The 12,320-nt window shown below is 62.8% G+C and carries 9 protein-coding genes, 1 tRNA gene and 1 pseudogene; 6 read left to right on the top strand and 5 right to left on the bottom strand.

Going from position 1 to position 12,320, the window contains the following annotated elements:
- Positions 1–25 precede the first annotated feature (25 nt).
- Positions 26–643, top strand: coding sequence for a 2,3-bisphosphoglycerate-dependent phosphoglycerate mutase (locus tag E6C48_RS04210; RefSeq protein WP_136354358.1), 618 nt, complete (start codon positions 26–28; stop codon positions 641–643).
- Positions 644–658: 15 nt separating this feature from the next.
- On the opposite strand, the gene E6C48_RS04205 is transcribed toward E6C48_RS04210, so the two are convergent.
- Positions 659–2,032: a lipopolysaccharide biosynthesis protein gene (locus E6C48_RS04205; protein WP_136354356.1), complete on the bottom strand. Its 1,374-nt coding sequence runs from the start codon at positions 2,030–2,032 to the stop codon at positions 659–661.
- Between the two features lie 133 nt (positions 2,033–2,165).
- Here E6C48_RS04205 and E6C48_RS04200 point away from each other — a divergent pair.
- Positions 2,166–2,250: transfer RNA gene (locus tag E6C48_RS04200), tRNA-Leu, on the top strand.
- A 156-nt stretch (positions 2,251–2,406) separates the two neighbouring features.
- On the opposite strand, the gene E6C48_RS04195 is transcribed toward E6C48_RS04200, so the two are convergent.
- Positions 2,407–3,783, bottom strand: coding sequence for an ATP-binding protein (locus tag E6C48_RS04195; protein WP_136354354.1), 1,377 nt, complete (start codon positions 3,781–3,783; stop codon positions 2,407–2,409).
- Between the two features lie 435 nt (positions 3,784–4,218).
- On the opposite strand from E6C48_RS04195, the gene E6C48_RS04190 reads away from it, so the two are divergent.
- From E6C48_RS04190 to E6C48_RS04180, 3 genes are all read left to right on the top strand, one after another.
- Entirely contained in the window at positions 4,219–4,578 is a 360-nt protein-coding gene (locus E6C48_RS04190) for a septal ring lytic transglycosylase RlpA family protein (RefSeq protein WP_136354352.1), read from the top strand.
- A 258-nt stretch (positions 4,579–4,836) separates the two neighbouring features.
- Entirely contained in the window at positions 4,837–6,114 is a 1,278-nt protein-coding gene (locus E6C48_RS04185) for a polyhydroxyalkanoate depolymerase (RefSeq protein WP_136354349.1), read from the top strand.
- 191 nt (positions 6,115–6,305) lie between these two features.
- Positions 6,306–6,929, top strand: a complete 624-nt coding sequence (locus tag E6C48_RS04180; protein ID WP_136354347.1) for a transglutaminase-like cysteine peptidase — start codon at positions 6,306–6,308, stop codon at positions 6,927–6,929.
- Between the two features lie 206 nt (positions 6,930–7,135).
- Here E6C48_RS04180 and E6C48_RS04175 read toward each other — a convergent pair whose 3' ends face one another.
- Together E6C48_RS04175 and E6C48_RS04170 are read right to left on the bottom strand one after the other, a co-directional pair.
- The gene (locus E6C48_RS04175; protein WP_206086434.1) at positions 7,136–7,654 is read right to left on the bottom strand and encodes a GNAT family N-acetyltransferase; all 519 of its coding nucleotides are present in this window, start codon (positions 7,652–7,654) and stop codon (positions 7,136–7,138) included.
- A gap of 232 nt (positions 7,655–7,886) precedes the next feature.
- Positions 7,887–8,789, bottom strand: a pseudogene (locus E6C48_RS04170) (YifB family Mg chelatase-like AAA ATPase); the annotation flags it as partial.
- A gap of 33 nt (positions 8,790–8,822) precedes the next feature.
- Here E6C48_RS04170 and E6C48_RS04165 point away from each other — a divergent pair.
- Positions 8,823–10,352 carry a recombinase family protein gene (locus E6C48_RS04165; RefSeq protein WP_136354343.1) on the top strand — a complete coding sequence of 510 codons (1,530 nt, stop codon included), beginning with the start codon at positions 8,823–8,825 and terminating at the stop codon, positions 10,350–10,352.
- Positions 10,353–10,484: 132 nt separating this feature from the next.
- On the opposite strand, the gene E6C48_RS04160 is transcribed toward E6C48_RS04165, so the two are convergent.
- Positions 10,485–11,870: a reverse transcriptase domain-containing protein gene (locus tag E6C48_RS04160; protein ID WP_168734446.1), complete on the bottom strand. Its 1,386-nt coding sequence runs from the start codon at positions 11,868–11,870 to the stop codon at positions 10,485–10,487.
- Positions 11,871–12,320: the final 450 nt, after the last annotated feature.

The following is a 12,320-nucleotide window of genomic DNA, read 5'->3' as shown; positions in this document are numbered from 1 at the left end:
CCGCGCAATCGTGAAGGGAGAAAAAATGTCGCGAACCCTCGTGCTCGTGCGCCACGGCCAGAGCGAATGGAACCTGAAGAACCTGTTCACCGGCTGGCGTGACGTCGACCTGACCGAACAGGGCGTGGCGGAAGCCAAGGCCGCCGGCGAAAAGCTGAAGGCGCGCGGCCTGAAATTCGACATCGCCTTCACCTCGGCGCTGAAGCGGGCGCAGAGGACCTGCCAGCTCATCCTCGACGGCGTCGGCCAGGGCGATTTGAAGACGGTGCGCGACCAGGCGCTCAACGAACGCGACTACGGCGACCTTTCCGGCCTCAACAAGGACGACGCGCGCAAGAAGTGGGGCGAGGAACAGGTGCACATCTGGCGCCGCTCCTACGACGTGCAGCCGCCCGGCGGCGAAAGCCTGAAGGATACCGGCGCGCGCGTCTGGCCCTACTACCTGCACGACCTGCAGCCGCATGTGCTTGCCGGCGGCACGGTTCTGGTGGCCGCGCACGGCAACTCGCTGCGCGCCCTCATCATGGCGCTCGACGGGCTCTCCGGCGAAGAGGTCGTCGGCATGGAACTCGGAACCGGCGTGCCGATCGTCTACCGGCTCAACGCCGATTCCACGGTCGCCTCGAAGGAAGTGCTGGCCTGACCGGCCGCACACGCGTCAGCCTCGCGTTGCTCCGGCAAGGCCGATGAAGGCCCGGATGGCGAAGTTTTGCCGGATGGCGAGGAAGATCAGCAGCGATTCCAGCGCGATGGATGCGGTGGCGGCGACCGCCGCACCCATGGCGCCCCAGCCGGGAACCAGCGCCAGACAGAGCGCCAGGTTGAAGGCGAAGGCGGCGGCATAAATGGCCGCGCAGAGCCGTTGCCGGCCCATCATGTTGAGGAACTGCTCGCCCGGCCCTATCGCCGCGCGGAGCGCGAGCCCGGCGACCAGCACCCACATCAGCCAGTAGCCGGCCATGAACTCGGCGCCGAACAGCCACAGAAGCGGCTTGCCGAACGCAAGGATGACGGTGCCGACGAGAACCGTCGGCCAGAACATCCAGCGGATCGACCCGGCATAGAAGGCGGCGAGGCCCGGCCGGTCGCCCGCCGCCTCGAACGCGGCGAAGCGGTGCGTGGCCGAGGCCGAGACGGCGAAATAGACCATCGAGACGATCGCCGTGACCTTGGTGGCGGCATAGAAGATGGCGACGTCGGTGGGCGAGCGATAGGCCTGCAACAGGATCACGCCGACATAGCTCAGCATGAACTGGAAGATGTTGGCGAACAGGATCGGCAACGCCGAGACCACCCACAGCCGGTGCGCATAACGTCGCGGCCCGCTTTCCAGCCGTGCGCCGACACGCCGGTCCAGGATCGCGATCTGGCCGATGGAGGTCAGCCATGTGGCCGCCACCGCCGCCCACATGGCGGCCGTCGCGTCGAGCGGCAGGCCGGCGGCGAACAGGCCGAGCATGATGGCGAGCAGCAGCAGCGGCCTCAGGATGAATGGCGGCACCAGCGCCAGGTTGATCCAGCCGAAGGCGCGCGCCACGCCGTCCTGAGCGCCGGTCAGGCCGTAGGGCGGCAGTGCAAGGCAGGCGAGATAGAGCGGGAAGACCAGATAGGCGTCGATCCTGCCGTCGAGCAGCCAGATCGACACTGCCGCGACGACGGCCAGAAGCGTGACGAAGAAGCCCGGCACCCAGCGGCTGGCGAGGATGAAGCCGCGCACACGGTCGAGATCGCCTTCCTGCGTGTAGCGCGGAATGAAGCGCTGCGCGGTGACCGCGAAGCCGAGGTCGGCCACGGTGCCGACCAGGAGCACCCAGGTCCAGACATAGACGTAGACGCCATATTCGAAGGTGCCCATCCAGCGCGCCATGAGGATCTGCGACACATAGGCGAGCCCGGCATTGGCGATGCGGATGAGGAATGCCGAGCCGGCGGCGCGGCGAATGCCGCGCTCGGAATCGGCGCCGTCGCCGCCGCGCCCCGGCAGCCGCCAGCGTCTCCATGCCCGCAGCGGGCCGGCCGGTTCCGTCGCCATCGCCTGTCCTTGTCTGTTGCAGCCAGGCTAGCGCGCAAAGGCTAATATTCGGTGCCGCCGCGAGCGGGCCGCGCGTTGCCCGAAAAAAGCGCGTTGACAGGCATCGCCTGCCCGCTTACATGAGCGCCCACCAGCCCAGATGGCGGAATTGGTAGACGCGCACGGTTCAGGTCCGTGTTCCGCAAGGAGTGGAGGTTCGAGTCCTCTTCTGGGCACCATCCCTTTTCAGGGGTGACGGTTTTTTCCGCTTTCCACCGTTTTGTTCGAGCAGCCGAATCCGGATGGCAACGCCGCCGGACGCGATGGTTTTCGACGGTCATGCGGGCAGAGACGGCCGGTTCACCGTGATGGACGGAAAGCCGAGGCTGAGCGGGTCATCCCCGGTCTTCGGCTTTCTTGGGCCGCGAGGCTCCGAGCGCGACATCGGGGGATTCGCCGGCCAACGGGCCAGGACCCGCGAGCCGCTTCAGCCCGGCCGCAACGGTGCTTCTCCATTTCGGCTGGCCGGGCGGCAGGGCCAGCGCCGTCCGGATCCCGTCGACGCCGCCGGGCACCTGTTTGGCCAGGTAGCCGAGATAGGCCTCGACAAGGGCCGGATCGTCGGTTGGCAGGTCGAGATGGATGTCTCCCGCCTTGTACCGCGCAAGGTTTTCCGGCTCGCGCTCGAGGTCCCTGGGGAACAGGGCGATCGATTTTTCCTTATCCCAGAGCGGACGCGGCATCGGCCGAGGCCACCCGCCAAGGTCGGCGGCCAAGGCTCCGCAGACGTCGTGACCGAACATGGCCCCGAGATGGCCCGTGCCGATGGCGCGGGCGTTCATCTCGATCAGGAAGGCCTCCCGGGCTCCCGGGCTCAGCATGAAATCGAAGCTGATGAAGCCGGAGCAGCCAAGGGCGGCGACGATCCGCCGGGCCGTCTGCCTCATCTCCTCGTGCTCGATGTGGCGGACGACGGTGCTGACACCGGTGACCGCCGGATTGACGCGCTCGGCGACGAAGCTGACACTTTCCAGGACATGGCCCTCCCGCGCGGCGACCATCGTCATGGCCGGCCCGCCCGCTATATGGCTCTGCAACACCGGCGCATTGCCGCGCGGTTGCGGAATGCCGGCGCGGCGCCATATCATTTTCCTGACCCCGCTCCTCAGGGAACGCAGCCGGGCCGGCGATGCGGGAAAATACCTCGCCGCGCAATTTTCCAGTTCACCACGATCCGCGGCCACGGTCACGCCGGCGCCGCCGCAGGTGAATTCCGACTTCACCACGACCGGATATCCCCAGGATTCGACGGCGTCGAAGAACGCAGCGCGTGTGCGCGCCTGTACCGTGTGCGGCGTTCTTACCCCTAGTCCGGAAGCCAACGACATCAGTTCGAAGCGGCTGAGGCAGGCTGAATAGCCTTTCGAGGGTCCCAGCGATCGTTCGATCACTTGCGTCAGCCTGATCGATGTGAGGCCGCCGAGCACCATGCCCCTCAGCAGCCACGACGCGACATCGTCCAACGGGAAGACGACGTCCGGAGGCCATTGCCAAAGGAGGGTCTCCAGCGCGTACTGGACCGCCAGCAGCCCCCGCCACACACCGAGATGGCGCGGCAGTTGGAACCTGCGTTCGGCAAAACGGGTCTGGGCATAGTAGAAGCCGGGCGGGCTGAGGATGCCGCATTCGCATCCGCTGGACGCCATGGCGCAAATGATACGGCCCAGCCCGACATTGTTGAGCAGCGACAGGAACAAAACGCGCGGCTTCATGACTACCTCGTCCCGAGGCCGACAGTGTCCGGTTTGAGACACGGCACGGGCGGCAGCGGCGTTCTCGGCATCTGTCCCCGCATACGGTGGCAGCGCTACAGTATAGAGGCCCAAGCGAGCCGGACATTCGTCCGAAAGAGCAATGGATATGCCGCTTTCGGATGTGCCGGCCTCCCGCTTCCGCGTTGGAAGCAAAAGGGGAGTTTCGGACAATCGAGACCGCGAATTGAACAGCAACGCCGCTGTCCTGGCGTTGGATGAAGCGTTAACAATTTGATAAATCCGGCCAGTCTAGGACACCTGGACTCCTGACATACTGTTTCGCGGCGACTCCAAACGTGTGCCTCTGCCACGGAACCGACAGAAACTCGCCCCATTTGCCGCCTCATTTGACCCTACGCGCCTCCGTAATTGTCAACGGAGCCCTCCCAAGGAATGAAGATCTGCACACCAGCCGCGCTCGCCGTGGCGACCGTCGCCGCCGGCCTGACGCTCGGCGCCTCCGTCAGCCCCGCCGCCGCCCAATGCGGCCGCGCCTCCTGGTACGCACTGCATTCGCGCACGGCCTCGGGCGAGCGCATGAATCCCGCCGCGCTGACGGCCGCCCATCGCACCCTGCCCTTCGGCACCCGCCTGAAGGTGACCAACCAGCGCAACGGCAAGAGCGTGGTGGTGCGCATCAACGATCGCGGACCGTTCATCAAGGGCCGCGTGCTCGACCTCTCGCGCGCCGCCGCCAGGCAGATCGGCATGATCGGCTCCGGCCACGCGCCCGTCTGCTCCGCCCGTATCTGACGCTTCGGCGGGCCGAATCAACGAAGACGCGGCCATCGGGCGGCGTCTTCGTTTTGCGCTGCCGCATCCGCGCGCCACGAATTCCTAGCCGGCTGCGGCCAAATCGCAGAGAAATCCGGCCGTTGGACCAAAGTATCGACCCACTTACGCACCGTAACGTATTGCGCCGCAGCAATTTCGCGTTAACTTTCCTGTAGCGTAATGAGGGCTCGGCGCCGCGCGTCGACCTTTTGGTCGTGGCGGACAGCAGAGGTCTCGATGTTCTATCAGCTTTATGAAATGAACCATGCCGCGCTGCAGCCGGCACGCGCGCTGGCCGATGCGACGCGCATCTTCTATTCCAATCCGCTTAACCCCGTCGCCCACACCACCTGGGGGCGTTCCGTCGCCGCCATGGCGGAACTGTTCGAGCGCACCACCCGCCGCTATGGCAAGCCGGCCTTCGGCCTCGACGCCACGACCGTCGACGGCAAGACCGTGCCGGTGGCCCAGAAGACCGTCTGGTCGCGGCCGTTCTGCAACCTCCTGCATTTCGAACGCGCCCTGCCCGCCGGCCGCCAGTCCGATCCCAGGCTGCTGATCGTGGCGCCGATGTCGGGCCACTACGCCACCCTCCTGCGCGGCACGGTGGAGGCCATGCTGCCGCATGCCGACGTCTACATCACCGACTGGGTCGACGCCCGCATGGTGCCGATGACGGAGGGCCGCTTCGACCTCGACGACTATATCGACTACGTCATCGCCATGCTGCACAAGCTCGGCCCCGACATCCACGTCATGGCCGTGTGCCAGCCGTCCGTGCCGGTGCTGGCGGCGGTGGCGCTGATGGAGGCCAGGGGCGACCGCTTCGCGCCGGCCACCATGACCCTTATGGGCGGGCCGATCGACACCCGCAGCCACCCGACGGCGGTGAACGTGCTGGCCAAGGAAAAGGGCACGGAATGGTTCCGCGACAACGTCATCATGCCGGCGCCCTGGCCGGTGCCGGGCTGCGGGCGCATGGTCTATCCGGGCTTCCTGCAACTGTCCGGCTTCATGAGCATGAACCTCGACCGACACATCATCGCGCACAAGGACTTCTTCGTTCACCTGGTGAAGAACGACGGCGACGGCGCCGACAAGCACCGCGAGTTCTACGACGAATATCTGGCGGTGATGGACCTGACCGCCGAATTCTACCTGCAGACGGTGGACACCGTCTTCGTGCGCCACGCCCTGCCGAAGGGCGAGCTGACGCATCGCGGCGTGCCGGTGGAGCCGGCGGCGATCCGCAACACGGCGCTGCTGACCGTCGAAGGCGAGAACGACGACATTTCCGGCATCGGCCAGACGCGGGCGGCGCACGCGCTGTGCGCCAACATCCCCGACGCCATGAAGGCGCATTACATGCAGCCCGACGTCGGCCACTACGGCGTCTTCAACGGCTCGCGCTTCCGCGCCCAGATCGTGCCGCGCATCGTTTCCTTCATGGCAAGCCATGGTCGCGGCGAGCGCGCCAGGGCCAAGCCGCGGCTGGTCCGCTCGAACGGAGCCTGAAACAGGGCCGCTCGCCGGGCCATGGCGGCAAACCCCTCGCACATAGAGACGGGGCGCTCAGGGCACTGTTGCACAAGTGCCGCTCTCACGGCGATGTGAGTAACCATGCCGCCAATCGGCCGAAGGCGTTAATTGACACGAAGTGTAAACTCCCCTTAACGTTTCGTTAACAACAGGGGTGAACGGGGATCATGCATTCCTCACCGGTGGCGCTGGGTCTGCGCCTTCTTGCGACGGCTGCGGCGGCACTGGCGACAGCCGGATGGGCCGGTGGCGTGGCTTCGGCAGCGGGCGGCATGGCGACCGGCGGGCTGACCTCGCAGCCGATCGGCCACTATGAGTTCTGCAAGGCCAATCCCGGCGAGTGCTCGATCCGGCCCAGCGATCTCGGCCCGGCCAGGATGACGACCGCGCTGTGGCGCCAGCTCGGCAGCGTCAACGCCGCCGTCAACGCCGCCGTCAAGCCGATGAGCGATCTCGAGATCTACGGCAAGGACGAGGTCTGGGCCTATCCCGACAAGGGTGTCGGCGACTGCGAGGACTATGTGCTGGAAAAGCGCCGGCGGCTGAACCGGCTCGGCATGTCGCTGGCCGATCTTCTGATCACCGTGGTGCGCAAGCCGGACGGCGAAGGCCATGCGGTGCTGACGGTGCGCACCGACAAGGGCGACTACATCCTCGACAACCTGACGGACAAGGTGCGGGCGTGGGACCAGACCGGCTACCGCTACCTCAAGCGGCAGGCGATCAACAACACCGGCCGCTGGGTTTCCATCCGCGACGGCCAGCAGGTACTGGTCGGCTCGGTGCAGTAGCCGCGCGCCGAAGCACGGCACAGCACAGGTCCCGCTCAATCCTTGGCGACGCTCCATCCATGCAGGGCAATCGCATATGGAGTATTTTCGATTCCGGCCAGCGTTTACCCCCACCCCTAACCCCTCCCCGCAAGGGGGAGGGGGACTTTGCGGCGCGACTACAGACCGCCGACCTTGCCGAGTCCGAATGAAACAGGGTGTCGGCGTCACCCTCCCCCTTGCGGGGAGGGGACAGGGGTGGGGGTACCGCGCCATATCCGATTGTCCTGCCATCCGTAGTGGCAGACGGCGGTGCCGTTTTTCGGATGGATTCCCTCCCCGATGAAGGAAAGCCCTGAGCGAAGGTAGAATCGGCGTGCCTTCTCGTTGGCGGCAGCCGTTCGGAGCCGGAAGCCGCCCGGCATCTCACGTTTCGCCCGATCCAGAAGCGCCGTGCCTATTCCCTGTCCCTGCGCGGACGGCAGGACGAACAGCTGATCCAGAATGCCAAGCCTCGGTTTCAGCGCGAGGAATCCGACGACGCCGCCACTGCGGACAGCCACCGTCAGCACCCATCCCGAGGCCAGTTCCCCGTCGATCCGGGATCGCAGCTCATCGACGGAGGGAGGCTCCATGGCCGGCCCCAGCGCGGAACGGGCACCTTCGCGCCAGACATGCGCGATACCGTCGAAGTCCTTCTCGACGGCTTCACGATATTCGACTGCTTCATGCGGATCGCCGGACATGGCCGACTATGGACCGGTCGCGGAGAGCATTTCCAGCGAAAGCGTGAAACGGCTTCGCGCCCCGAAATGCGCCCAAACCAAAAAGGCAGGGCATTTTGCAGCCAGACGGAATGTCCGGCGTCGCACGAATGCAGCTAGACAGGGAACAGGCTCAAGCAGGGACGCTCTCTTGCCGCCTCGTCCCAACGGTCTTGCCGAGGCCGGACCATCCGTGCCGCAGAGACAGTGCACCCTACGCCGCCTGCGCCAGCCTTTCGGACGCCATGCGGTAGGAGATCGCTTCGGCCAGATGGATGCGGCCGACGGTGTCGCTGCCGTCGAGGTCAGCCAGCGTGCGCGCCACCTTCAGCACGCGGTGATAGGCGCGCGCCGAGAAGCCGAGCTTCTCGCTGGCGTCGCGCAACAGGGCCACGCCCGCCGCATCGGGTGCGGCGAGCGTCTCGATCAGGCCGGCCGGACATTGCGCGTTGCAGGCCACCGCGCCGGCGCCGTTCTGCTCGAAGCGCTCGCGCTGGACGGCGCGCGCCCGCGCCACCCTGGCGGCCACAGCCGCACTTTCTTCCGCGCGCTCGGAGCGGATCAGGTCGCCGGCCGAGACCGCCGGCACCTCGACCCTGAGGTCGATGCGGTCGAGCAGCGGACCGGAAATGCGCGCCTGATAATCGCTGCGGCACCGTTCGCCGCGCGCACAGCGGTAGCCCGGCTCGCCGGCCATGCCGCAGCGGCACGGATTCATCGCCGCCACCAACTGGATGCGGGCCGGATAGGTGATGCGGTGGTTGGCTCGCGCGATCATGCATTCGCCGGTTTCCAGCGGCTGGCGCAGCGCATCCAGCGTCTGCGGCGAAAACTCCGGCAGTTCGTCGAGGAACAGCACACCATGATGGGCGAGCGAAACCTCGCCGGGCCGGGCGCGCAGGCCGCCGCCGACAAGTGCCGCCATCGAGGCCGAGTGGTGCGGCGCGCGGAACGGCCGCCGGTCGGTCAGCCGGCCTTCCGCCAGCTCGCCGGCGACGGAGGCGATCATCGAGACTTCCAGCAGTTCCTTCGGCGTCAGCGGCGGCAGGATCGATGGCAGGCGTTGCGCCAGCATCGACTTGCCGGAGCCGGGCGGGCCGACCATCAGCATGGTATGGACGGAAGACCTTAACCCTGATAGAGCTCCTCAATGACCGACACACACAACACAGACCGGCCACGAGCCTACTCTTACGTGCGTTTCTCGACCCCCGAGCAGGCAAAGGGGGACAGCTTCCGGCGACAGACTGAGGCCGCCGCCAGATACGCGGCTACGCATGGTCTGATGTTGGATGACAAGTTCTCATTCCACGATCTGGGTATGTCTGCGTTTCAAGGTCGAAACAAAGCCGAGGGGATGCTCGGGGAATTTCTGTCTTTTGTTCGATCCGGCGACATTGCCAAGGGATCATACCTTCTAGTTGAGAACCTAGACCGTGTTTCCCGCGAGAACGCGCTAGACGCTCTCGACACGCTCAAAGACATCGCTAAGGCGGGCATTACAGTCGTCACGCTGAACGACGGCAGGGAATACACCCACGAAAGCCTTCGTAGGAACCCGATAGACCTAATGGTCGCCGTCATGATGTTCATGCGCGCGAACGAAGAAAGTGAAACTAAGGCACGACGTCTCAAAGAAGCATGGGCGGCCAAGCGCACCAAGGCCATGTCGGAAGGACGCCCTATGACGCGCCTATGTCCCGGCTGGTTACGGCTCCGGGAAGATAAGAGCGGATACGACCCGATAGGCGAGCGCGAGGCTATAGTGCGTCAGGTGTTCGCCTGGACCTTGGAGGGTAAAGGGCAGCACTGGATTGCTGACACCCTGAACAGGGAAGGAGTTCCGGTCTTTGGGCGAGGAGTAATGTGGCACCGTTCGTACATCAAGAAGATGCTGGCAGACCCCTCGACCGTGGGGAGGTATACACCGCACCGAAAGGTCAACGGCAGGCGCATACCCGAGACGCCGGTTGAAGGCTATTTCCCCGCCGTGGTCGACATGGCTGTGTGGGAACGGGTGCAAGCCCTTGGTTCCGGGCGCTCATCCTCGACAGCGGACGCGCTACAGAACATTCTTGCCGGCCTCGCCAGCTGCCCGCTGTGCGGGGCGACCATGACGCGGATGAACAAGGGGAAGAGGTCAAGGCCATCGTTCGTTTGTGTCAGGGCAAAAGGCGGGCTGTGCAGGCCCTACAAATCCGTGCCGGTTGAAGACGTGCAGGACGCCATACAGGGGAATGCGTACAGGTTCGACGTGGAGTTACCGTCAGCCGATGCAGAGTTGGAGGTCGAACGGTCCCGACTGCAAGCAGCGATCGGCGGCATAGAGGACGCGATTGACAAAATCGTAGAGGCCGTGGGGCGGGCAGGCCATAGCCAGGCGTTGCTTGACCGGCTCGCCCTGCTGGAAGCCGACAAGGACAATCACAATGACCAACTTGACCAAGTCGAGAGGGAAATAGCCGCCGCCCTGACCCACCGTACTCAAAACACCGTGGGGCGGCTTGTCGAGGCCCTTGAAGCGGATGACGTGGGGACGGCAAACGTGCAGCTTCGGAGCCTATTCAACACGACGGTTGTGGACTGGCGAAGCGGGAACCTAACGTTCCACTGGCGGCATGTCCCAGATGAGACGATAGAGGTTATGTTTGCTTGGCCGGCGGAAGATACAGCCGAGTGACGGCAACAAGATCACAGTGGCACGGACGATGAGGAAGGTGCTGCGGATCACCCTGGGTCTCACGCCAAGCTATCCTCAGCCGATGGCCTGCCGAGGTGAGCCATGAGTGGCTGTGACTGCCCGATCGGTATTTTAAGCCCGATCTCTCCACTTCACCGCATTCACGATTGCACCCATTATTCGGCCCGAGATCGCGCCGCGCTGGTGCCTTAGTTGCTTGAATATTGGCCGTCCCAATGGTCCGCACACATCTGCCGCATGTGTGACATAAGTCCAAAATGTCCAGTTGTGGACATCGCCAGCTTTGCTCTCAAAGTCCTCTACTCGCCCGTATCTCTGTATGAAACCATCAACATCGAAGAGGTCAAATATCTGGACCGCTGATTTATTCGGATATCGCCTCGCAGCGAAATGGGCGGCGCGCTTGGCACCTCTAGTCACTTTGCGAAGAAAGTTGCTGATAGTGCTGTCCCTGAGGTACATATATCGACCATCGTATCGAAACCCCAAGTATTCTAAACCATTTTTTCCCTGATCTCCGCTAACTCTGGTCCAGAGTTGGTTATCTCCACTGGGTTGAAAATGGAATAGCGCTGATTTTTCCGGTTTTATTTTTATCTTGTCGCCATATTTCCTGATAGTATTCCGAACCCAGGCCTCTAAATCAGATGCCTCATTTGGCTCCTGAGGAGTAACAATAAGAATATCATCAGAGTAGCGGTAATAAGCACCCCCCAACGCTGCCACGCGATCACGAACTTCCATGTCGAACTTGAGCAAGTACAGATTAGCTAGAAGGTCCGAGATCGGAGCCCCTTGGGGCACGCCAAAAGGCTTTCGATTTTGATCTATAAGTGAGCGATAGCCATTTCCGCCAGCGACAGCGCGGCGAAACTCGGCGCCAGTCGTCAATTTCGTCGGGATATCTCTTGGAGGTTTCAAATACCCCTTTATAGGGTCTCCGGTTTTGTTGTGGCCTTTGACGCCGTAGTATCCTAGGCGCTCGTAAAGTTTCTCTTTATCAACAACAGAATAGGCAGTTATTGCTTTGTATACAGCATAATGGTCAGGCGGCAGGCGCGATCCACCAATAACATCTTTCCAAGCCTCTTTGAGTACTCCGTGATCGATACTCTCAAAGAAATTACTAATGTCCATAGCAATTGCGCAGCATCTTCCTAAGTTTCTTATCTTTTTAATACCATCCATCGCGAAATGGATATTACATTTACCGCTACCTGAACTGTCTAATATGCGTCTATACGCGAGTACATTTTCAGTAAGGTTCTCATTTTGCAATCTCGCCTCGTAATCCCTAGATAATAAATATCGATAGTAGCTAAAGATATATGCGTCCGCGCGCGCAGCATATCGAATAGGACGGATTTTTTCTTTACCGGACTGCCCTTTCTCCGCGTATTTTGTCCAGCGCTGATGGTATCTGATGAAAGGATAGAACGGATGTCGGGCAACCCGCACAGGATCAGTGGCTAGAAGTACGGCATCTTTAACGGACATATGCCCATCAAAGTGACAATAGCCCTTAAGCGCGGGTTTCCACTCAATCGTCATTCTAGATGTGAAGAGGGGGATGGATGTCGAGAGGGGGCAGGATAGCCAAGTGCCTTGACCATAGTCTCCTGCCCCACACCGTTAAAAACGAGCCATAAGCTCTTTCGGCACTAAATAACGACATAACGTTGTATACTATCGGCACGGCACGAAGCTCGTGTGCAGTCCGTCGCTGCCGGTATCTCATGGAGATCATAATGGACCTCGTCACTCTGATACTGCTGGCTCACTTCGGGCTTGACAGTTTCAACTATCTCTCCGGTCCCCCCAAGCAAACAAGCCTTTCGTGATCGGATAGCGCCACCACGTAAAGTAGCGTCACTACAAAATGGCGCGCAGAAGTCCGCGTTTCAATAGAGGAAATACTTATTCTTAGCGTTTCCCACAACAATCAGC

The sequence above is a fragment of the Ollibium composti genome (genome assembly GCF_004801285.1).
GTDB classification, from domain to species: Bacteria; Pseudomonadota; Alphaproteobacteria; order Rhizobiales; family Rhizobiaceae; genus Mesorhizobium; species Mesorhizobium composti.
The sequence above is the reverse complement of the archived record's forward strand: the minus strand, read 5'-3'. Positions and strand labels throughout refer to the sequence as shown.